General features: G+C 41.8%; 18 protein-coding genes and 1 riboswitch. Of the genes, 3 read left to right on the plus strand and 15 right to left on the minus strand.

All coding sequences use genetic code 11. The features are described from left to right. Positions 1–24: 24 nt before the first annotated feature. Positions 25–789, minus strand: a complete 765-nt coding sequence (locus ACTJJD_RS15555; protein WP_007497862.1) for a transporter substrate-binding domain-containing protein — start codon at positions 787–789, stop codon at positions 25–27. A gap of 529 nt (positions 790–1,318) precedes the next feature. Here ACTJJD_RS15555 and ACTJJD_RS15560 point away from each other — a divergent pair. Both ACTJJD_RS15560 and ACTJJD_RS15565 read left to right on the plus strand, forming a co-directional pair. Then, a complete protein-coding gene (locus ACTJJD_RS15560; RefSeq protein ID WP_039165127.1) occupies positions 1,319–2,404 on the plus strand; it encodes a tetratricopeptide repeat protein in 1,086 nt (361 codons plus the stop codon). Between the two features lie 19 nt (positions 2,405–2,423). After that, the gene (locus ACTJJD_RS15565; protein WP_017358698.1) at positions 2,424–2,573 is read left to right on the plus strand and encodes a hypothetical protein; all 150 of its coding nucleotides are present in this window, start codon (positions 2,424–2,426) and stop codon (positions 2,571–2,573) included. A 51-nt stretch (positions 2,574–2,624) separates the two neighbouring features. Here the strand turns inward: ACTJJD_RS15565 and ACTJJD_RS15570 are convergent, their stop codons facing one another. The 5 genes from ACTJJD_RS15570 to ACTJJD_RS15590 all read right to left on the minus strand — a co-directional run bounded on the left by ACTJJD_RS15570 (position 2,625) and on the right by ACTJJD_RS15590 (position 8,876). After that, entirely contained in the window at positions 2,625–3,257 is a 633-nt protein-coding gene (locus ACTJJD_RS15570) for a GTP pyrophosphokinase (RefSeq protein ID WP_007497867.1), read from the minus strand. 94 nt (positions 3,258–3,351) lie between these two features. Then, a complete protein-coding gene (locus ACTJJD_RS15575) occupies positions 3,352–4,365 on the minus strand; it encodes an ABC transporter permease (protein WP_156061547.1) in 1,014 nt (337 codons plus the stop codon). Next, positions 4,362–5,858, minus strand: a complete 1,497-nt coding sequence (locus ACTJJD_RS15580) for a sugar ABC transporter ATP-binding protein (protein WP_136944639.1) — start codon at positions 5,856–5,858, stop codon at positions 4,362–4,364. The genes ACTJJD_RS15575 and ACTJJD_RS15580 overlap by 4 nt, the downstream gene beginning before the upstream one ends. 72 nt (positions 5,859–5,930) lie before the next feature. Further along, entirely contained in the window at positions 5,931–7,049 is a 1,119-nt protein-coding gene (locus ACTJJD_RS15585; protein ID WP_035389900.1) for a sugar ABC transporter substrate-binding protein, read from the minus strand. A gap of 172 nt (positions 7,050–7,221) precedes the next feature. Beyond that, positions 7,222–7,331: riboswitch (SAM riboswitch) on the minus strand. Between the two features lie 117 nt (positions 7,332–7,448). Then, positions 7,449–8,876, minus strand: coding sequence for a DUF1565 domain-containing protein (locus tag ACTJJD_RS15590; protein ID WP_440608617.1), 1,428 nt, complete (start codon positions 8,874–8,876; stop codon positions 7,449–7,451). 359 nt (positions 8,877–9,235) lie between these two features. Here ACTJJD_RS15590 and ACTJJD_RS15595 point away from each other — a divergent pair, with 359 nt between their 5' ends. Then, positions 9,236–10,327 (plus strand): branched-chain amino acid aminotransferase, encoded by a 1,092-nt coding sequence (locus tag ACTJJD_RS15595; RefSeq protein ID WP_008345553.1) that lies wholly within the window; start codon positions 9,236–9,238, stop codon positions 10,325–10,327. 324 nt (positions 10,328–10,651) lie between these two features. Here the strand turns inward: ACTJJD_RS15595 and ACTJJD_RS15600 are convergent, their stop codons facing one another. From ACTJJD_RS15600 to ACTJJD_RS15640, 9 genes are all read right to left on the minus strand, one after another. Beyond that, entirely contained in the window at positions 10,652–11,050 is a 399-nt protein-coding gene (locus ACTJJD_RS15600) for a hypothetical protein (protein ID WP_057078885.1), read from the minus strand. Between the two features lie 117 nt (positions 11,051–11,167). Continuing rightward, on the minus strand, positions 11,168–12,496 hold the full coding sequence (locus tag ACTJJD_RS15605; RefSeq protein WP_017368309.1) for a 6-phospho-beta-glucosidase: 1,329 nt from the start codon (positions 12,494–12,496) through the stop codon (positions 11,168–11,170). Next, positions 12,493–12,819, minus strand: a complete 327-nt coding sequence (locus ACTJJD_RS15610) for a PTS lactose/cellobiose transporter subunit IIA (protein WP_008345561.1) — start codon at positions 12,817–12,819, stop codon at positions 12,493–12,495. Before ACTJJD_RS15610 ends, ACTJJD_RS15605 begins: the two co-directional genes overlap by 4 nt. A gap of 26 nt (positions 12,820–12,845) precedes the next feature. Beyond that, positions 12,846–14,195 (minus strand): PTS cellobiose transporter subunit IIC, encoded by a 1,350-nt coding sequence (gene celB, locus ACTJJD_RS15615; RefSeq protein ID WP_007497888.1) that lies wholly within the window; start codon positions 14,193–14,195, stop codon positions 12,846–12,848. Positions 14,196–14,209: 14 nt separating this feature from the next. Then, entirely contained in the window at positions 14,210–14,515 is a 306-nt protein-coding gene (locus ACTJJD_RS15620) for a PTS sugar transporter subunit IIB (protein ID WP_007497889.1), read from the minus strand. 121 nt (positions 14,516–14,636) lie between these two features. After that, positions 14,637–16,580, minus strand: a complete 1,944-nt coding sequence (locus ACTJJD_RS15625) for a BglG family transcription antiterminator (RefSeq protein WP_440608618.1) — start codon at positions 16,578–16,580, stop codon at positions 14,637–14,639. A gap of 242 nt (positions 16,581–16,822) precedes the next feature. Next, positions 16,823–17,437 (minus strand): class F sortase, encoded by a 615-nt coding sequence (locus ACTJJD_RS15630; protein ID WP_251185124.1) that lies wholly within the window; start codon positions 17,435–17,437, stop codon positions 16,823–16,825. Between the two features lie 68 nt (positions 17,438–17,505). Beyond that, entirely contained in the window at positions 17,506–18,888 is a 1,383-nt protein-coding gene (locus ACTJJD_RS15635; RefSeq protein ID WP_440608619.1) for a copper amine oxidase, read from the minus strand. 111 nt (positions 18,889–18,999) lie between these two features. Beyond that, positions 19,000–19,113, minus strand: a complete 114-nt coding sequence (locus tag ACTJJD_RS15640; protein WP_008345567.1) for a hypothetical protein — start codon at positions 19,111–19,113, stop codon at positions 19,000–19,002. Positions 19,114–19,133: the final 20 nt, after the last annotated feature.

Below are 19,133 nucleotides of genomic sequence, written 5' to 3' on the forward strand. Positions count from 1 at the left end.
CGCTCTGAGCGCGCCTCGCTTGGGTTATGACTTCAAATATTTCTCAATAATTTTGTCATATTCACCGTTTTTCTTTAGGTTTTCCAGCCCTTTATTGATTTTCTTCAATAAGTCCTGGTTTTTCCCCTTCATCACTGAGATCCCGTATTGGTCTCCATTCAAGCGATCTCCAACTGTTTTCAATTTCAAATCTTGCTGTGCGATCGCATACGTAATGACAGGATAATCCTCAATTAAAGCATCTGCATTTCCATTAGATACTTCTTGGAACATAGATGGACTGTCATTGAATTGAACTACTTCATACCCATATTTGTCTGCGTTATCTGTTGCAAATTTTGCACCTGTTGTCCCATTTTTAACAGCTAGCTTTTTCCCCTTTAAATCATCAATCGATTTGATGCTGCTGTCCTTTTTCACAACAACTGTCAGACCAGCGTCGAAGTATGGATCTGAGAAATCCACTTTCTTTTTACGCTCATCTGTAATACTCATACCACCCATTCCAACATCAAGCTGACCTGCTTGCATCGCTGGAATAATCCCTGAGAAATCCATTGCTTCAAGCTTCACTTTGAAGTCTTGGTCTTTCGCAATTGCGTTAATTAAATCAACGTCTATTCCCACAGTTTTACCGCCCTTTTCAAATTCAAATGGCGGATATGTTACATCTATCCCGATTTTATATGTGCCTTTGCCTTCTCCCGAACCGCTGTCTGATTTTGAACCACAGGCTGCCATGACGAGCACAACAATTAGTCCCATGATCAGTAACATCGATTTCTTCATAAAACACGACCCCCAATTGTCAGTTTTGTCTAAATATTCGCAACAACAATCTTACTATACCACGCTAAAGCTATACTGTGTGATATTTTTTATCAATACCAAAGATCCATACAATTCTAGATCGATAGTCTCTTTAAATTTTACTTTTTTGCGAATAACTCATTTTATTCTGAAAGAAGCATGTTTCACAATATTCATGTGATATAATCTCACAAAAAACCGCGAACACTCCTTTATAAATACCACTTCTTTCTCACCTATGAAAAAACCCTCTTTCACTGTCTCTCTTCCTCTATTGATATCCTGATATATTTTTTTCAATATCCTCTTTTTACCTAAAAAAATGTAAGCGTATACAAACCAATCGTTACTCCCTATTTTTTTCACTACTGGTTGAATTTACATCAAAAAACATGTTTTACAAATTGAGATAGACCGCTTAAAATATAAGAAGATACTTAATATGGAAAGATGATTCAGACAAATAAGAATCAGCAGAAATGAATAGGTGAAGAAAGGAGGATACCAATTGGCAGAAACAGGTGTTTTGTCATCCGTTGATGTAGCAAATATGCTAAATGACTGGTATGTCTTGATGAAAAAAAGAGACATACAAGAAGCAATACAGCTAAAAGAAGAGATTCTTCAAGCATTTGATCGAATGGAAGAGAATCAAGACGTCTTACTCTACTATCAACTTTTAGAATATCGTTTCAAAGATTTAGTCGAAGATACAGCTTCGTTAGATCACAGTCTTTTTGTGGATGAAAATGCGATTCGTACAGATGATATGCTCAGCTACTATTTCTATTTCTTTAAAGGCATGTATGAAATGCGCAGAGGGAATCAAGATACAGCATTTCACCATTTGAAATTGGCCGAGGATAAATTAGATCTCGTACATGATGACATTGAAAAGGCAGAATTCCATTATAAAACAGGATGTCTATACTATAATATAAGATCCACACTTCTCTCCATCCACCACTTAAAAAAGGCTTCGTCTATTTACGACGCAGATCCATGTTATGTGAAAAAATCAATCAGCTGTCAAATGATGCTTGCTCTGAATTATGCGGATCAATCGAAATATGAAGAGGCAGAAGCTTTGTTTGGACAGGTGATTCACTCACTCGAACAGATGGAGGATCCAGATTTACTTGGTCACGCGTATTGCAATGCAGCCTTTATTAAAAGTCTAAGAAATGAATACAGTGAAGCTGTACCGCTCCTAGAAAAGGCTTTATTGATTGAGGCATTCGAAACTTCTTCTCCAGGCGGCTATTTACTGGCCTTGTATGCCTACACGAAAGCGCTGTTTAAGCTGAAAAAGCCTGGTTTGTTCCACTATTATGTACAGCTTTCACTTCAAAAAGCAGAAAATTTAAAACAACGAAACATTTCACTTAAATTATCCATTTTAGAAACATTGATGCTCCAGCCAAACAACATGATTGAGCAGATCATTTCTTATTGTGATCAATTGGAATCTATGAATTTCCTTGTTGATCTTGAGGCTATCTGTCAGGATGTAGCCGCCTACTTAACTGAAAATGGTCTTCCGAAAGAAGCAATTTATTTTCAGAACAAGGCATTGTCATTCAAAACTTGTTAAGAAGATGGAGTGATGTATGATGAAAAAATGGCTGATCTCAAGTGCGATTTTTACGTTCTTGATTACAGGTGTTTTGATTGGCACTTCTACTCAAAAAGAGAGCCAGTCTGCACAATCGCAAGATGACGGTACGATCATTCAAAAGAGAGATCGAGGCACCAACCCTTAATAAGACTAAAAAGAGTAGCTGTCATTCAAAACAGCTACTCTTTTTTATTGGTTAATCAATTTCTCGTTTGATATTTTGCATTTTTTCATCTAAGTAGTGAGCGATATCTGCCGCTTCCTTTAGTTCATCGGTGAGCTGATGAGGAACATCGTTTTGCAGTTTATAATAGATTTTATGTTCGAGACTCGCCCAGAAATCCATCGCAATGGTCCGCACCTGAATTTCAACCTTCACATGCTCCACACGATTCGTTAAGTAAACAGGAATCTCAACAATTAAATGAAGACTTCGATAGCCATTTGGTTTCGGATGCTGAATGTAATCCTTCACTTCAAGGATCTTTAAATCCTCTCTTTGCCTCAGAACATCAATAATGTTATAGATATCTTGAATAAACGAACAGATGATGCGGACACCAGCGATATCATGTATGTACTCCTTGGCACATTGTGTGGTGATGTCACATCCTTTTCTCGCTAGTTTATTCACGATGCTTTCAAAGGATTTGATCCGTGATTTAGTATGCTCTATTGGGTTGTGTCCATGGATTAAATTATATTCCTGACTAATAATCGAAAACTTTGTATCCATTTCATCTAATGCAAATTTATATACTAATAATTCATTTTTCCAGTCTTCCATGACACTTTTCAAATCTTCTACATGAGTTGCTGACATATTCATTTCTTTTTGTCATCTCCTTTTGGCAAACAGCTGTTACACTGCTTTCCGTTTACTAGACGGAGAGAGAACGCAAATGGTTTTAAAAAAGTACATCTTACCCCCGTTGTTTGTAATAAGTCAGCGCGAGTGCCAGTGCAAGCACAGATCCTTTCACGATATCCATTGCATAATACGGGACAGACATCATCACAAGTCCATTTTGCAAAATACCGATGAGCACCGCACCAATAAACGTACCGAATGCGTTTGGTTTACCTGCTCCCATGACTGAAAACCCGATAAAAGCAGCAGCTACCCCATCCATTAAATATGGCGTTCCTGCGTTAATTTCTGCTGTCATCACCCTTGTTGCCAGCACGATACCACCGATCGCCGCAAATAAGGCAGACAACAGATATGCTGCGATTTTGTATTTGTTCACATGAATACCAGATAATCGAGCGGCTTCTTTATTTCCACCAATGATATACATCAATCGCCCATGCTTTGTGTAAGTCATAAAAACATGTGCAAAAAGCACAATGGCCGCCATAATCAAAATGATATAGGGTACCTGCCCAATCTTGCTGAAAAAGGCCGGGATGGTGCCAGTTGAAAAAGTGCCATCAGGCAGCACCATATTTTCAGAAATGGTCGCACCTTTCGTATAGGTTTGTGCCAGCCCTTGAATGATAAACATCATGGCTAGTGTCATGAGCATATCTGGAATCTTCATTTTGACAATCATCCAAGCATTCAGCAAACCGACAATAAGAGAAGCCGCCAGCGCAGAAAGGATCGCAATGAGTGGGTTTTGCGAGAACCATACAAACATGGAGATCACAATTGCATTTGATAACGTAGCAACTGAGCCTACAGATAAATCAAAGCCGTTCACTGCTAGTGAGATCGTCAGCCCTACCGCAATGATGGTTACAATCGAGATCGATCGTAAAATATTGATGATATTTCCTGACTGTAAAAATGCCGGATTGGCTGCCGCAAAGACAACAATCAATACGACAATCGTTAAGATGGTGCCATATTGATAAAAGAAATCAAACAGATGAAAGGATGGCCGCTGTTTCTTGATTTGTTGAACTGGGGCTGAAACTTGTCGTTCACTCATGATTGTCCTCCTGTTGAATGATATAAAAGCTCTTCTTCAGTCATTGGTGCCGTCATTTCCCGGGCAATGCTGCCATCATATAAGACGTATACTCGGTCGGCGATTCCTGCAATTTCTGAAAGCTCACTTGAAGCATAAATAACCGCTTTTCCTCTTTCAGCTAGTTCTGCAATGAGAGAGAAAATGTCCTTTTTTGCTCCAACGTCTACACCTTTGGTTGGTTCATCAAAGAGATAGACATCCGCCTCAGCCAACAACCATTTTCCAATCGCAATCTTTTGCTGATTTCCACCAGATAGATGCTTCACCTTCGCTTCAAGAGAAGGTGTCTTGACGCCAAGCCGCTTGACGATTCCATCTGCTGCCTTCCGTTCCTTAGAACGATGTAAGAAGCTGAACGGCCGTGTAAACGAACGTAGACTTGCAGCTGTTACGTTCCATCCAACAGTTTCTTCTGTTAGAATCCCTTCTTTTCTCCGTTCTTCAGGCACAAGGGCAATACCCGCTCTCACAGCGTGATGAGGCGACTTGATATGAATGGTTTGACCATGCAGCTGCACAGTGCCTGACTTTTTTTCTGAGGCGCCGAATAGGGCTTTGCACAATTCTGTTTTACCAGCACCGACTAGTCCTGCAATCCCGAGAATTTCTCCTTTTTTCACATGAAGATGAATGTTGTTTAATTTATGCTGGTCATGCAACTCTTTCACGTCAAGCACAATCGGTGCATCCTCAAGCGTTGTACGAGATGGGAATTGTTCCTCTAATGGCGCGCCAAGCATTTCTTCAATGACCTGCTTTGGATCGGTTTCTTTAATGAGGTGTGCCGCCACATCAGTTCCATTCTTCATCACAGTCAGTTCATCACAGATGTTGAAAATTTCTGGCATGCGATGCGAGATAAAAATGATGCCTGTGCCGTTCTTTTTCAATTGATGAATCATTGAGAATAGCTTGCTTGTTTCTGCATGACTAAGTGGAGCGGTTGGTTCATCCAAAATTAAAATGCTGCATTTGATCGACACAGCCTTGGCAATGAGCACCATTTGTTTTTCTGCCAGTGTCAAATCACTCACAAGACGCTTCGTCGAGATGTCAATGTCCATCTCTTTTAACAGCTGTGCTGCCTTGCGGTGAATCTCTTTCCAGCGGACGAATGGATTTTTCTCAATTTCATGGATCATCATATTTTCGCCAACACTTAAATATGGCACTAGAGCTGTATCCACTTCTTGATGGACGGTCTGCACACCGTATGAGGCCGCATCCTTCGGAGTATGAATGGTCGCCGCCTCGCCATTGATGTGGATGGTTCCTTCAAAATGTGAATGAGCACCAGAGAGAACTTTCATTAACGTTGACTTCCCAGCACCGTTAGCCCCAATCAGGGCATGGACTGTGCCTTTTTTTAATGTGAAATTTGCTTGATCTAACGCTTTGACTCCTGGGAATTCAATCGAAATGTTTTTCATATGAACAAGCGGCGTTGTCATAGGTGTCCTCCTTCTCTCCTGATCGTCAATTGAAAAACGAAACACCCTCTATGAAAAGAGAGTGCACGTGGTTTATTTTGCATAATGCTTCTTCAAGGTCTTCATCCAGTCTTCTTCAAAAGCAGTCGATGATCCGAATCCTTTTACTTCTTCTGCAAGATTGACCATATTGATGGCCTTTCCTGCATCCTGAAGCTGCTTTTGTGAAATGAGAGAGGCCTCAAGGTCATAGGAAGATGGCGTTTTCTCACCAGCTAGTTTCTTCGCAAGAATCCTTACGTCGATTGCACCAATGAGCTTCGGATCGACAGCGGCAGTGTACTTCCAAGGACTGTCTTTCGCAGTCATTTCTTGGAGATCGGCATTAGATACATCAATACCGTAAATCTTCACTTCGGTTCTCCCCGCTTCTTTTAAAGCTCTTGCAGCACCAATCGCAAATGCATCCCACGTGGCAAAAATCGCATCCAGTTTACCCTTTGGATATTTATTTAGCATAGCCGCAACCGCATTTTGTGTTTGAACTGATGTATCAGAGGCCGCAACGCCAAATCGGTCAAGTTCCTTGATCCCTGTATGCTGTTTGAGCGTTTCTTGGTACACCTTGTTTCGTCTCACCATTGGAGGGAATCCGTCTACCCAAAGATACGCAATATTTGCTTTCCCTTTAAAATCAGCCACGAGTGCATCTAATGATTTTTTCGCTAATTGCTCGTCATCTTGAGACGTCACTGTGACTCCTTTGATATCCTTCAGCTTCGGATTTGAATCAAACGCCACAACTGGAATGCCTTTCGCCGTGATCTTCTTCACATCAGCGACTGTCGCCTCATCATCCCCATGAGAGATGATAAAGCCATCATAGTTTTCTTCTAGTGCTTGAGAAATGGCATCATGAAACTTCGCCGTATCACCATTTGCCGTGTAGACATCTACTGTAAAGCCTAGCGCTTCCCCTTCTGCCTTCGTTCCTGCTAAAAACTGAGCGGTATGATCGTCCCCGCCAATTTTACGGATGACTTTAATTTTTGCTCCCTGTCCTTTTGCAAATCGCTTCGGGACATTGTCAAAAGAGACCTTTTCGTTTGCATTGGCTTTTGAGCCTGCGCTTGATCCCGTACCGCAGCCAGATAATAGCACGGTCAGGACCGTCAATAATACAAGAGATGATGTCCAATATTTACGTTTCATTGCTGTTCCTCCTCAAGTTGTTTTATTTTTCACATCGGAAAACTAGGTAAAAAAGTGGAAATATGCCTGTGAACCCAGTCTTTTGATTCTAAAAAAAGAGATCAAAAAAGCCTCTCTTGATAAAGAGAGGCTTGATCACCGTTGCATGAAACATGTATCGGGAAGTCTTCCTCTCTTATCTGTCAAAGCTGTAACAGCTTTGCAGGAATTAGCACCAATTTCTTAGATAGAAACGGTTGCTGGGCGTCATAGGGCCAGTCCCTCTGCCTCTCTTGATAAGAGATCCGTTATGAAATTTGTTTTAGTTGAAATGTCTTCTTTACTTTAATGTGATGTCTCATCAATGTCAATGATTTTTTTGAAAATTTCTAAAATGATCATTTGCACCGAATGCCTTGTTTACCTGCCGATGATTTTCTTAGCAGGTGATGATGCCTTAAGACGGAAATCATATTTTTTCTCATTCACAAATTGGGGATTGAGGTGTGCTGATCCTTTATCTTGACCGCTTTTCGAGCGATACGTTTTGTAGCCTTCCATCCATTTCCCTCGCCATACCCACTGAGAGGCTTTTGCACCTTTGCGGTCATCGTAGACATTCTTTTGGAATGTATTCTTCTTGTTCACTTCGTAGAGATTCACGACTAAATAATGCGAAGCACTGGCTGTCATGATATTATTCGTGATTCGATTGTTCACCGATTGATATTGCATCAGCAATTGACCGCCTTCTAAGCCGGCTGTGTCATTTTTGTACAAAATGTTATGGGAGATGGTTGTGTTTGTGGTTCCGCCGCGCTTCTTGTCATATCCGCCAATGGAGATGCCTGTATAACGATTTAAATATACTTGATTGTGCTCAATGCGAATGCGTTCGGCCATCTTCCCTTTATGTTCACTTGTGACCTCAATCCCAAGGTCATTATGATGGCTGATGTTATGATCGATCACGATGTCTTTCCCGCCATCCACATAGATTCCTCCTGCGGAGATGTCCTTGCCGTACGCTGGATTCCCAACACTCGTAATCTCATAAACTTTGTTTCTAGATACGACACCATTTCTCACTTGATCATACTTTTTAGAAGGTGCGACATTCTCAAAACCAATTAAATCAATCCCGATATTGTCCGTATGCCGGACTGTATTATGTGTCACGCGGAATTTTTTAACGTTTCCGTTTAGCACAAGGGCTTCACTAAAACCCAGCTTTAACTTTTCCACAGTGTTTCCTTTGATTTCGATGTCTTCAATGGCTGCTGGTGCTCTCGTTCCATAGACCGCAATGCCATGAGCATTCCCATTTTGATGTGTCGTCTGAATGTCGTACACACGGTTGTTAAGCAGTTTGACGCCTTTGCCGCTGCCTGTGATGAACATACCGATGGGTGTCACATCTTCTTTATTCGTTTTAATATGTCCGACTGTCAGCCCTTTCAGGGTGATATAGCTTTTTTGATCAATCTTCACAAGACCACCGTCTGCTTGATTTCCTTTAAGAGATGCTCCGCTAATGACAGGCTTCTCTTTTCCATACGCTTGAAAAACAACTGGTGCTTTCTTTGTTCCAGAGTGGCGGACAATCAATTTCTCTTTGTATGTACCGCCTCTCATATAAACTGTTGTCCCAGCTTTCGCGATACTTGTCGCTTTTTTCAACGTACGGAAAGGCTTTTGCTTCGTCCCTGGATATTTGTCGTTCCCATTTGCTGCGACATAATAGGCAGTACCTTGCTTCGCACCAGCCTCCTCCGTCATCGCTTGACAGCCAAAACTAATGGCGGTCATCAATAAAATCAATAAGGCGCCTGATATCATTCGTTTCATCTCGTTGTTTGCTCCCTTCCATTCTCTTCTATCTTTATCGGTTAAAAAAAAGAGGATTAAAATATGGCAATGCCCCTTGCAATGTACTAGTCAAAAGGTGTATGGTTGAAAGAATATCTTACAGGAAAATAAATCGCTTTTAAATTGTCAGATTAATCAGTTAATAACGAAATTGGATTTTATTTCTAAGGGGAAACTTCAGTAAAACCACGATAGAGAGGAGGAAAGCGCTTTAACAGATTTTTCTTGTCTGAATTCCAGAAAACCTATTGCTAATATTTTGTGAAGGTATAGAATAGAATCATAATTATTTCATATTATTAGAATTTTCAAATAATCAAACAGCAAGGAGATTTACGATGCCAAAACAACCCATCCGCGTTGAACTTAGTTCAACAAAAAAACCAAAACCTCAATCTGATCAACTTGAATTCGGAAAAATCTTCACAGACCACATGTTTGTGATGGATTATTCAATTGATAAAGGCTGGTATGATCCGAGAATTATCCCTTATCAGGCGATTCCAATGGACCCAGCTTCTATGGTTTATCATTATGGCCAATCTGTTTTTGAAGGCTTGAAGGCGTATGTGTCTGAGGATCAAAAGATTCTCTTATTCCGTCCCGAAAAAAATATGGAACGCTTAAACAGATCAAATGACCGCCTATGTATCCCGCAAATTGATACAGAAACGGTTTTAGAAGGCTTAAATGAACTCATTCGCATTGATAAGGATTGGGTACCTGATGCAGAGGGCACTTCTTTGTATATTCGTCCATTCATTATTTCTACTGAGCCCTATTTAGGTGTTGCACCGTCAAGTACCTACAAGCTGATCATCATTTTATCTCCAGTAGGTTCTTATTATAAAGAAGGCATCCATCCGGTCAAAATTGCGGTGGAAAACGAATTTGTCCGCGCTGTTAAAGGCGGAACAGGAAATGCCAAAACAGCTGGAAACTATGCATCAAGTCTGAAAGCACAGCAAGTTGCTGAAACGAAAGGATTTTCACAAGTCCTGTGGCTTGATGGCATCGAGAAAAAGTACATTGAAGAAGTCGGTAGTATGAATATCTTCTTTAAAATCAACGGAGAAATCGTGACGCCTGAACTGAACGGCAGCATTTTAGAAGGGATCACACGGAATTCTGTGCTTGAGCTGTTAAAGCATTGGGAAATCCCTGTGACAGAACGTAAAATTTCAATTGATGAGTTAATTGAAGCACATCAGTCAGGTGAACTTGAAGAAATCTTCGGAACAGGAACGGCAGCCGTCATTTCTCCTGTCGGTGAATTAATTTATCACGATCAGCCATACGTCATTCAAAATGGTCAAACAGGCGAAGTATCGAAGAAATTGTACGAAGCGATTACCGGAATCCAAAAAGGAACTCAGCCAGACATCTTCGGCTGGACAGTAGAAGTCGATTCGGTCGTCAAGCAGGCATAAGCAAGCGAAAGAACCTTTCATTTGATGAAGGGTTCTTTTTTTGTTTCTTTATCTTCTCCACTCCCTCATAATGGAAAATGTGGATCTATTCCACACTTAAGGAGTGATGGTATGTTTTTTACTTATTTACTAGCGTTCTTTGGGATTTGCATCGGATCAATCATCATCGCTACAGGTTTCGATGATTCATCGTTCTTCACCCGTTTTCTATTTAAGTTTCTCGGAATTTCTATCTTTGTTCTTTCCATTACTTTTGTAAAGGTGAGGCGAAAGAGGTTACGCAACAAAAAGGCGAAAAAGACTTAGATGTCAGTCAGCCTCTCATCAAATCGTGCACCAAAACAAGACCGATATCCCCACAATGGCCCCTGCATATATCCACTGTTTCCCTTTGATACTCCGCTTTCTCTCGATCATTAAAAAGATCTCTGGTAAAAAGACGATGATGATTTCTAGGATAAAAACAAGATGATAAACTGGAGGCATCGGCTGGAAATCAAAGTCTCTTTCATCTCCACCGATGGTTGCGAAATACATTAACAGATTGGTTACTGGAATAGTAAAACAAACGAGCAGGCGGAGAACATACATCCACACATCCTGTCTATGCCGAATCAGGCCAATAAATGAAGCGATGATTCCATACAAAAACAAAACCACTGTGCCGTAACTAAGTAGAGGTTGAACGATAAAGCCGTAAAGCATTAAACCAATTGCCACCATATTCTAACCGTCCTTTCTTTGAAGCAGTACATGTTGTTTTTTCTATCATACACTGCTTTCTCCGGTTTCCATATGAAAAAATCATAAAAAACGACCCCATAAAGGGGCCATTTTATTTTAAGCATTCACTGATTTGAAGAACTGCGGTAAATATTCACGGTGCGCTTCAAGCATTTCATCTAAGATTTGCTTTGCAATTTCATCAGATGGAACGAGTGGATTGATGGTCATGGCGACAAGAGCCGTCTCGTAATCTCCTGTCACAGCTGCTTCAGCTGCCACACGCTCGAAGGACTTGATTTGTTGAACGAGTCCTCTCACAGCCACAGGCAGATCACCTGTCGCGATTGGTTTTGGTCCGTCCTTTGTAATGATACAGTTCACTTCAACCGCTGATTCGGCCGGAATGCTAGCAATCGCTCCTCTATTCACTGTATTTACCGGTTGAATGTCATGTTTATCATTATAGATGGAGCTGATCAAATTACATGCTGCATCGCTGTAATAAGCCCCGCCTCTTTTTTCGAGCTGCGGCGGTTTAATCGATAAATCTGGGTCTTTATATAACTCAAATAGTTCATGCTCGACTTGCTGCACAACCTCTGCTCTTGTTCCTTTTTCTTGAGCCGCTTTTTGTTCTTCCTCCAGCATATCTTTCGTTTTATAGTAATAACGATGATACGGACATGGAATGACCCCTAAGCCTTTGACGAAAGAAGGCTCCCAGTTTTTCGCTTCAATATTCCTCATGGACCACTGGCTATTTGGATTTCCTAATTCATCGAGCACTTGATCCATAATGCTGACCCCGTCTAAATACACATCTAAGCCATAGACCATGTGATTGAGGCCTGCAAATTGTACTTCAATGCGTTTGACATCGACATCCAGCGCTTTTGCAATGCCCATTTTGATTCCAATCGGCACATTGCATAGACCGACCACTTTTTTCAGATTCGTGTAGCGTAACACCGCCTCTGTGACCATGCCCGCTGGATTTGTAAAGTTCACCAGCCAGGCATCTGGGCAAAGCTCTTCCATATCCTTCACGATGTCTAGAATGACTGGAATGGTGCGTAGACCTTTAAATAAACCGCCTGGACCATTCGTTTCCTGTCCAATGACGCCATATTTAAGCGGGATTCTCTCATCCTTGGCTCTGGCTTCGAGCAGTCCTACACGAAATTGTGTCGTGACAAAGTCCGCATCTTTCAGAGCTGCTCGGCGGTCAAGGGTGAGGTGCACTTCAATCGGCAAACCTGCTTTTTCGACCATACGTTTTGCAAGGGCACCCACGATGTTCAACTTTTCCTGACCTGCTTCAATATCCACAAGCCATAATTCCTTTACAGGCAATTCTTGATATCGTTTAATAAACCCTTCGACGAGCTCAGGCGTATAGCTTGATCCACCGCCTATTGTGACAATTTTGATTCCGTCTTTCATGAATTGACACCTCCGAATTGCTTCATTTTTTCATGGAGCTCAATGATTTCAGCTGCAAGCTCCTTGACAGTCATAGCGTTCATCAGATGATCCTGTGCATGAATCATCAAGAGACTGACGTCGGTTTTCTCTCCTCTGATTTCTCCTTGGATCAGCTCTGTCTGTGCGTGATGCGCCTCATTTAACGCGTCTTGTGCTTCCTGCAATTTTTGCTTCGCCTCATCAAAATTGCCTTGCTTTGCACATGTAATGGCCTCCATGGCCGAGCTTCTGCCATTACCACCGTGCAAGATGAGTTGAAACACAATTTGTTCCATTTCCATCGGCCGCATCCCCCTTGTTCCCTCTATTACATGCTGACGACATTTTCATCTGTTGATGCTTTTGCTTCAAGCTCATTTTCTTCTTTCAATTTCTGCTTATCCCACATTCTAAAGAATGGATAGTATAGCGCAAATGACAAGGCAAGGTTAATCAGCTGCATGACCGCGCCAGAGATTTTCCCGCCTGTTGCGAGATAGCCTGAAATGATTGGCGGCATTGTCCACGGGACAGCGATCCCTGCCGGTTTTGCTACAAGTCCTGTGCTCATTCCGATATATGTGGTGATGATCATCATAATTGGCGTAAGGATAAACGGAATGAGAAGCATTGGGTTCATCACAATCGGCATTCCAAAAATGATCGGTTCGTTGATGTTAAAGATGGCTGGCCCAATCGCAAGACGGCCAAGCTGTTTCATTTGTTTACTTCTCGCACGCAAGATCATGGTCAGTACCAAAGCAAGCGTCGCGCCGCTTCCGCCGACATTGATAAAGATTTCAAAGAACTGCGCTGTGAAAATATTCGGCAGCACTTCTCCTGCTTGGAAGGCAAGACGGTTTTCATCCATCGCACCGAGCCAAATCGGACCCATGACTCCTCCGACAATGGTGGCTCCGTGAATACCACATGCCCAGAGGAGCATTTGCACACCGATGGCAACGATACTTCCGCCTAAGCTTCCACCAAGAATGGATAGTGGTGTGCCGATTAAGACCGTGATGATATTATGAATACTCTCAAAAGGTGTCATCTCAATCAGAAGCCTAGCGACCCAGATCAGCGTGATGACCACAAAACCTGGAATAAGTGCGATAAACGATTTACTAACTGCTGGCGGTACACCATCAGGCATTTTGATGACGATATTCCGCTGTACAATAAAGCGGTAAATTTCGGTGGAAAGCATGGCAATAATCATGGCAACGAATAGCCCTTTACTGCCCATCAGTGTGACGGGAATACCGCCATTCACGAGGATAGCTTCTGTTGATCCTTCAGGTGTGAACGGTACTTGATAAGGTGTGGCTAGGAGGAAAGCTGCGACAGCAATTGCACCAGATGACAGTGCATCGACTGCATACTTTTCAGCTAACCTGTATGCGATCCCAAAGGTCGCAACAAGTGCCATAATGTCAAAGGTGGCATTCACAGGATAGGATAGTTTCGTGGCCCATTCGGCTCCGAAGACACTTGCCATAAAATCGCTATATCCCGGAATCGGAAGGTTGGCTAAAATGAGAAACAGTGAACCGACGATAATGAGAGGCATGGTTAAAACAATTCCGTCACGCAATGCTTGTAAATGTCTTTGAGCGGCAATCTTTCCTGCAAACGGCATAACCTTCTCTTCTAGAAATCGGTTGAATCCATTCATCCCTTCCGCCCCCTTTATCCGTTCACTAACTGTTCAGCAGATTTTAAAACCTCAGCACCATTACATACGCCATAATGCACGGTATTAATCACGTCTACTGGAATTCCTTTGTCTTCTCCGAGTTTTTTCATTTGCGGTAATAAATAACGAACTTGAGGTCCTAATAAAAGCACATCGGCTTGATCAATATGATTTTTTGCAGCATCTCCAGATACTGCCCAAATACGATAGTCTTTTCCTTGTTCTTGTGCACTTTTCTCCATTTTTGTGACAAGTAAGCTTGTTGACATACCTGCTGCACAAACTAATAAAATGTTCATTGTAAACGCCCCCTTTTTGAAGTATGAAGCTTTTCTTTACACATTCATCATATTATGAAACCGCTTTCATAAACACCCATACTTTTTCCTTTAGGAAGCGGAAAAAGTTAATATCACACCATTAGTTCTTGTACGAAGGCGCTTTTTTATCCATGACATCCAGCATGTCTTCAAAGGTGTCACAGGTGATGAGGTGCTGAATAAATTTCACATGATGGACAAGCTCTCCAAGCAGACGGTACATGCCTTTTAAATCTTTGGCATTCTCTTTTTCGACACAAAGCAAGCAGACAAATTGAACTTTTTTCTCTCCCCAAATAATCGGTTTTTCTAATGTACAGATCGCCCAAAACGTCTCTTCTGTCAGCGGGGTCATCGGATGCGGAATCGCTGTATAATGCCCAAATGAAGTCGGTGCAGACTCTTCTCTTTCCATCACAGATTGTGTAAGTTCTGCTGGCGCTAAGCCCATGTCAATGACCTTTTGCGTGAGAAAGTGTATGACCTCTTCCTTTGTTTGAAAGGCGCGTTTTGTAAAGACCAATTCCTTTTTCATATATTGCGTGGCTAATGTCACTCTTGTTTCACTTGTCAAAGCATCTTCTATTTTTAAAAAATCACTGCCTCCTAAAATCGTGTTCACTTGAATGACCGGAATCGGTAAATCCATATGAATGGGAATGGTCGTAATAATTAAATCCAATGCATGTAAAGAGACATGCGGAAGGGAATAAAGCTCTGCTGTTCCTAAAATGGTCAGCTTTGACCCAAATTGTGACCGCAAACGATCTTGAAGTAGCCTTGCACTCCCTGCACCAGACGCACAGACAATCAGGCATCGCTTCGGTGGTATCTCCATTTTCCTGCGCTCTAAGGCCGCACCAAAATGAAGTGCCATATAGCCGATCTCATTTTCATGAATGGACAAACCTGTCTCTTCTTCAATGATTCTGCTCGCCACAATCCCTGCTTCAAAGGCAATTGGATAGCCCGCTTTGATCTCATCAAGCATTGGATTTCTTAAATTCATTCCATACTTACACCGATTGATCGCTGGCTTTAAGTGCAAACTGAGGCCAATCAGCAATTCCGCATCTCCCGCTAAATCCAGCTGCAATTTTTGATCAATGGCTTTCAGCATCAGCTGAACAAGACGGCTCGTGTCATCATCCACAATTTGTTTTTGACCGCCCGTTGAAAAAGACTGTACCATTTTGGCTGTTCCTAGCAAATGAATGGTGATATAAACGATTTCCTCTTGTGGGAATGAGACATCCAGCAACCCTTCAAGACGCTCAACCATTTTTTTGGCTACCTTGTATTCTTTTGCCCTTGGGATTTCGTTGATTTCTTCAGGCAGCACAGATACATAGTTTCCGTGTCTAATCCGTTTACAGGCAATAGCAATATGAACAATTAAATTATTCATGCAAATGTCTGATAGATTCATTTTTTCCTCGTTGATATAATCAATCATGGTTCTCTGAATCAATTCCAGCTCATGTTTCGGCAAAATCGTAACCGCCGTGTTCAGCATGGTTTGATAGGAACGCCGTTCATTGAATAAATATTCTGACATGCAATAACGGATTTTCATCTCAGATCCTTTAATCCGGCAGCCTTTATTCGGCTTTGCTTCCAGCTTCAGATCAAAGGGTTCGAGCTTACGTTTGACCCATTTCATGTCATTACTCATCGTCGATTTACTAATAAACAGCTGCTCCTGTAAGTCTTCCAGCTTCACATATGATTCCGCTAGAAGCAGCTTTTTCAAAATAAATCGAACTCGCTCTTCTGGAAGAACAGCAAGCGGTTCTTCCTGTTCGACTTCTTCCTTCATAAAACGGCGAAAGGCATTCTCATCGTTGATCAACAGCTCATAGCCAGCGCCCCTAACAGCTGATACAGCTGCTTGATAAGGGGCTAGACGCTCATTCAGTTCCTTGATGTCTGTTCGGATGGTGCGGCTTGTCACTTGTAAACTGACAGAAAGCGCAGCGCTCGTGAGAGGAGTCTCAGCTGCCATCAGCTGACTTAAAATGTGCGCCAGTCTTTTACTCAGCATTAGGTCGGCCTCCTTCATTTAGGGTGGAAAATCTGCCTTGTTTGGACAGGTTGTATACGCTTACAGTTCTCTTCATTACTCATATTCTACTGAAAAGAAATAAAAATTGCCAACTCATTTATATGACAAACGCCCCTATTTATACATCCAACCATATCTAATGACCTATGAATCTTCTTCTAAGATGCTGTTGTGGAAATCATGAAAAAAAGGCGTTACACCTCCGTGTATCCGCCTTTTTCTTATGAGGAAATCAGTTGTGTAAAGACAACCAATCTTTTTTCATGTGTACCGGCTGCATGATCAAAAGTTCCCGTACATGTGATGAAATTGAGATTCCGTGTAAAGGCGTACCCGAAAAAAGCATTTGGTTTCTCTTCGCGCGGATAGCTTTTCACCTTGAGAACCTCAAAGGTTCGCTTTTCCCCTGACGAGGATGTCACAATGACTTTGTCTCCCTTTTTTAGCTCCTTTAATCGATAAAAAACAGCTGGACCCCATTTATTATCAACATGACCATTTATGACAGCATTCCCTTTATCACCAGGCTTCGGACCATCTTCAAACCAAGCCGTGTGATCTGTATTTTGCGGAACACCCATACTGCCATCCTTTGATAAAGTCGTTTTCTCCACTTTTGCTTGGACATCAATCGCTGGAATGGAGATGTCAGCGGGGACAATACCCGATGGCTCATCTTTTAACGTGTCGTGTGAATGAGATGGATTCTTGGCTTGTTTTGCTGTCATTGGCTCAGGAGATGATGCAGTTTCAGAGGATGACTTTTCATCTATTGATTGGGATGCGCAGCCCGTGATGATGAAAAGCGTCAGAATACCAAACAGCCATCTTTTCACGCAAGTCGACCTCCTTTTGAAGAAAGGAACGGCACGATTGTGCACGTTCCCTCTTGTCTTGATATTGTTTAATTTGATGGTTTACGGCGAATGAGGAAGAACGCCCCCACTGCACCTCCGGCTAAGATGAGGCTTGCCATCATCCCAGCAAATGCTTCATATGACATACCTAATGGACCGGCTGTGCCTCCCATACCTGTTTTCGGCATCTCATTTGGCATGTTGGATTTGAACATGTCAGGATGCTGATCGACAATAGCTGATGCGACATCTTGACCAACCATGAACATATGGCCGTATGCTTCTCTGACAGTCGGGTACAGCTGATCATATTCGCCATTGTGATAAGACGTGTACGTTTTGATGAGCTCATCAATATGGGTTTTCAACCCGGCTTCTAAGTCAGCCGCCTTCAAGCGGCCATCTGTCGCTTGATCTAAAAATTTTGCTTGTTTCATACGGTAAGCATCTAAATCTTTAACAGCCTTCTCTTTTGCTTGCTCGTCTCCTGATGCATCCGCTTTAACATAATCAACTAAATATCCGATATGACTTGACCAGATCGTTTTAAATTGTTTTCCTGCATCTTTTCCATAAACAGAAGCGATCGCATCTGATAGATCATTCGTGTTTTCATTTAACGCTGCTGCCGCTTGGTCAAAGTCCTTGCTGCCATCATTCCCTTTTTGCATAGCCACTACCGCGAGTGCCAAATGCTCTGAGAACAAGTAGTTTAAATCCTCACGAAGATCTGCGGCTGGAGTATCCACTGATTTTTGATCAAATTTCCCAGGAAATTGATCTGTAATCGCCCATGATACGCCTTTACCTACTTCAAACATATGATGAATGGATTTTCTGACCGTTTCATAGGTTGTATCAAAATCCTTTTCTGTGTAACTATCAAAAGTTTTTAGCAGTTCATTGACGTGCATTTTTAAACCTTCTTCAAGTTCACTTGCTTTCAATCTTCCACCTGTTGCTTTATCAAGCATATCAGCTTGTTTCATGCGGTATTGATCAAGCTCTTTGACCGCTTTCTTTTTACCTGCTTCATCTTTTTTCGCTGTTGCTTGTACATAATCAACGAAGTAGCCGATATGGCTTGACCAAATCTCTTTGAATTGTTTCCCTGCTTTTTTTCCATACACAGAGGCAATCGCATCTGATAGATCATTCGTGTTTTCATTTAATGCTGCGGCTGCTTGATCAAAATCTTTACTGCCGTCAATCCCCTTTTGCATCGTGATCACTGCTAAATAAGCATGCTCTGAGAAGAGCTGATCAAGCGCTGCGCGAAGATCCGTTGCTTTATTTGACACCTCTTGTGATGATGACGACTTTTTTGCATCCCCATGCATATGTCCTTCGTGTGCACTTGCCATTTGAGCAGTTGGTAATAATAATGCTGCACTAAGCGGGATCGTTAAAAATGCTTTTTTCATTTTCATCTGTTTTGCCTCCTCTTTCCGTTTGTTATGTACTTAACGGAGAGAGAAGTGAAATGGATCATTCCCACAGCATATTTTTTTGTTTCATTCATTTCATAAAAAAAAGCCGGATTACCCGGCTGATACGTTACGACTTTTGGATGCTTTTCGTTCTTTGTATATTTTCCTCACCACTGGATAAATCACTGGTGCCCATTTGACAATTTGTTTCAGCCACTTTTTCATTTTCTCCCGCGCCTCCTTAT

This window comes from Bacillus sp. 22446, from assembly GCF_052044955.1.
GTDB classification, from domain to species: domain Bacteria; phylum Bacillota; class Bacilli; order Bacillales; family Bacillaceae; genus Bacillus; species Bacillus altitudinis.

Bases quoted from the DNA above. Each gene is read 5' to 3' on its own strand.
- ACTJJD_RS15555 (WP_007497862.1), bottom strand. From the start codon at position 789: ATGAAGAAATCGATGTTACTGATCATGGGACTAATTGTTGTGCTCGTC.
- ACTJJD_RS15565 (WP_017358698.1), top strand. From the start codon at position 2,424: ATGAAAAAATGGCTGATCTCAAGTGCGATTTTTACGTTCTTGATTACA.
- ACTJJD_RS15570 (WP_007497867.1), bottom strand. From the start codon at position 3,257: ATGAATATGTCAGCAACTCATGTAGAAGATTTGAAAAGTGTCATGGAA.
- ACTJJD_RS15575 (WP_156061547.1), bottom strand. From the start codon at position 4,365: ATGAGTGAACGACAAGTTTCAGCCCCAGTTCAACAAATCAAGAAACAG.
- ACTJJD_RS15580 (WP_136944639.1), bottom strand. From the start codon at position 5,858: ATGACAACGCCGCTTGTTCATATGAAAAACATTTCGATTGAATTCCCA.
- ACTJJD_RS15585 (WP_035389900.1), bottom strand. From the start codon at position 7,049: ATGAAACGTAAATATTGGACATCATCTCTTGTATTATTGACGGTCCTG.
- ACTJJD_RS15590 (WP_440608617.1), bottom strand. From the start codon at position 8,876: ATGAAACGAATGATATCAGGCGCCTTATTGATTTTATTGATGACCGCC.
- ACTJJD_RS15595 (WP_008345553.1), top strand. From the start codon at position 9,236: ATGCCAAAACAACCCATCCGCGTTGAACTTAGTTCAACAAAAAAACCA.
- ACTJJD_RS15600 (WP_057078885.1), bottom strand. From the start codon at position 11,050: ATGGTGGCAATTGGTTTAATGCTTTACGGCTTTATCGTTCAACCTCTA.
- ACTJJD_RS15605 (WP_017368309.1), bottom strand. From the start codon at position 12,496: ATGAAAGACGGAATCAAAATTGTCACAATAGGCGGTGGATCAAGCTAT.
- ACTJJD_RS15610 (WP_008345561.1), bottom strand. From the start codon at position 12,819: ATGGAAATGGAACAAATTGTGTTTCAACTCATCTTGCACGGTGGTAAT.
- celB (WP_007497888.1), bottom strand. From the start codon at position 14,195: ATGAATGGATTCAACCGATTTCTAGAAGAGAAGGTTATGCCGTTTGCA.
- ACTJJD_RS15620 (WP_007497889.1), bottom strand. From the start codon at position 14,515: ATGAACATTTTATTAGTTTGTGCAGCAGGTATGTCAACAAGCTTACTT.
- ACTJJD_RS15625 (WP_440608618.1), bottom strand. From the start codon at position 16,580: ATGCTGAGTAAAAGACTGGCGCACATTTTAAGTCAGCTGATGGCAGCT.
- ACTJJD_RS15635 (WP_440608619.1), bottom strand. From the start codon at position 18,888: ATGAAAATGAAAAAAGCATTTTTAACGATCCCGCTTAGTGCAGCATTA.
- ACTJJD_RS15640 (WP_008345567.1), bottom strand. From the start codon at position 19,113: ATGAAAAAGTGGCTGAAACAAATTGTCAAATGGGCACCAGTGATTTAT.